3 protein-coding genes are annotated in these 1,602 nt (G+C 62.5%); 2 read left to right on the top strand and 1 reads right to left on the bottom strand.

Annotation, left to right across the window (positions count from 1 at the left end; all coding sequences use genetic code 11):
* Window positions 1-377: 377 nt before the first annotated feature.
* The gene (locus Q7C20_RS26620; RefSeq protein ID WP_374994988.1) at window positions 378-668 is read right to left on the bottom strand and encodes a hypothetical protein; all 291 of its coding nucleotides are present in this window, start codon (window positions 666-668) and stop codon (window positions 378-380) included.
* Window positions 669-884: 216 nt separating this feature from the next.
* On the opposite strand from Q7C20_RS26620, the gene mobC reads away from it, so the two are divergent.
* Together mobC and Q7C20_RS26610 are read left to right on the top strand one after the other, a co-directional pair.
* Window positions 885-1,277, top strand: a complete 393-nt coding sequence (gene mobC / locus Q7C20_RS26615) for a plasmid mobilization relaxosome protein MobC (RefSeq protein WP_374994987.1) — start codon at window positions 885-887, stop codon at window positions 1,275-1,277.
* Window positions 1,267-1,602: hypothetical protein (locus Q7C20_RS26610; protein ID WP_375071172.1), on the top strand; the 336-nt coding region annotated here is incomplete at its 3' end. The genes mobC and Q7C20_RS26610, both read left to right, overlap by 11 nt.

The raw sequence follows: 1,602 nt of genomic DNA, 5'->3' as shown, positions 1-1,602 counted from the left end.
AGCTCTTAAAAAACGGCGCGGCAGTCCGGTCACCAGGCGGGGACGAAAGCAGATGCAGCAAGGACGGGGTGTGTCTCTGGAGCGCGTGAGAGGGAGCTGCCGCAAGCAGTCTCGATAGTCCGGAGCAAGGCGAGCTTATCCAGTGTAACTACGTCATTTTTAACGTAGCCAAGCAGGAGGGCTCTCCTATCTTGACGCGCAGCGGAAAGATAGGAGAGCCCGGCTGACTGGGGAGCTTTGCGACTTCCTTTTCGCGGCCCTTGGGCCGTGGTCTTTTGCTCTGGTCTTCATCGAGAGAGAGGATCGGTGCGAGGGGGTTAAGGCCGATCCCGAAGGGTTGCCCATAGGCCGTGTGTTTGGCCTGTGGACAATAGGTCTTATCCCCGGAGCTGTTTGTTTTCTGCCGTTCGCAGTGCCCGCAGGATCTCCCCGGCCTGTTCCTGGGTGAGGACAACCGCCGACCCGCCATCCCTGATCGCCTGCAACTGTGCCGCCAGTTCTTCCAGGTGTTCCCGATTAATCGTCACAGTGACACTAATGCCCTGCTGTTTGGCACGGTAGGCGGCCTGACGTTCTGCCCCGCTCTTGGCTCCCCCGGATTTTGGCCTACCCCTACCACGCTTCTCCCCAAACAGATCCGTGGTGCTCTTGTCAGTTTGATCCCTCATGGCCTATTTCATGTCACTGGAACGGTAATTTATTATCCGTCACAGTGACAATATATTCAAGTGGACTGGACACCAAACGGGGAGCGGTTCAGACTATTTATGTATTAAGCCAGCCTACCCCGTATTACATCGCTGCGCGATTTCACACGGGGGCTGTTGAGGGGCGCCGCCCCTTCAAACCCCGCGCAGCCAGAGGCCGCTTGGAGAGACAGAGCCATGACAAAACGCAGTACCACGGCCAGCCTACGGCTCGACCCGGAGACGCTGGCCAAGTGGCGCAAGGCGGCCGACGGCGAGGGGTTGACCCTCTCCGACTGGCTGCGGGCCAAGGTGGATGCCGATCAGCAAACCCACATCGCCCCCGCCCGGCCACGGCGGGAGAGAGACCCCCGCCATCTGGCCGATCCGGCCCTGATGCGGCAACTGGCGGCGTTGGGGTCGAATCTGAACCAGATCGCCAGGGCGGTGAACGAGTGCCGCCTGGTGGGGAGCCCGGTTTACCTGGTGGAGCTGCTGGCGTTGCTACGCAGCATCGAGGAGGCCGCGGGCACCTTGTTGCCGCAGCTCCCGCCACCGCCGAAGCGGGAGGGTGACGGGCATGATGATTAAGTTCTTGGCACATGGCACCGGCAAGGCCGGCAGTGCGGCGGCCTATGTGCTGGACAAGCACGACCACAAGGGCGAGGAACGAGCCGGGGTGGAGGTGCTGCGCGGCGATCCGCAGCAGTTCGCCGCCGTGGCCGACTCCCTGGACTTCCAGCAGCGGTACACCAGTGCCGTGATCTCCTGGTCGGTGGAAGAGGCGCCCAGTGCCGCCGAGATCGGCGCCGTGCTGGACGACTTCGAGACGCTGGCCTTTGCCGGACTGGAGCGGCAGGACGTGCACCTGACCGCCGTGCAGCACCTGGAAGAGGGAGGCGGGGCGCACGTTCAC

The organism is Pseudomonas sp. AMR01 (assembly GCF_041946035.1).
GTDB classification, from domain to species: Bacteria; Pseudomonadota; Gammaproteobacteria; order Pseudomonadales; family Pseudomonadaceae; genus Aquipseudomonas; species Aquipseudomonas antarctica_B.
Note: the sequence above shows the minus strand (reverse complement) of the source record. Positions and strands in the feature narration are given on the sequence as shown.

Bases quoted from the DNA above. Each gene is read 5' to 3' on its own strand.
- mobC (WP_374994987.1), top strand. From the start codon at position 885: ATGACAAAACGCAGTACCACGGCCAGCCTACGGCTCGACCCGGAGACG.
- Q7C20_RS26620 (WP_374994988.1), bottom strand. From the start codon at position 668: ATGAGGGATCAAACTGACAAGAGCACCACGGATCTGTTTGGGGAGAAG.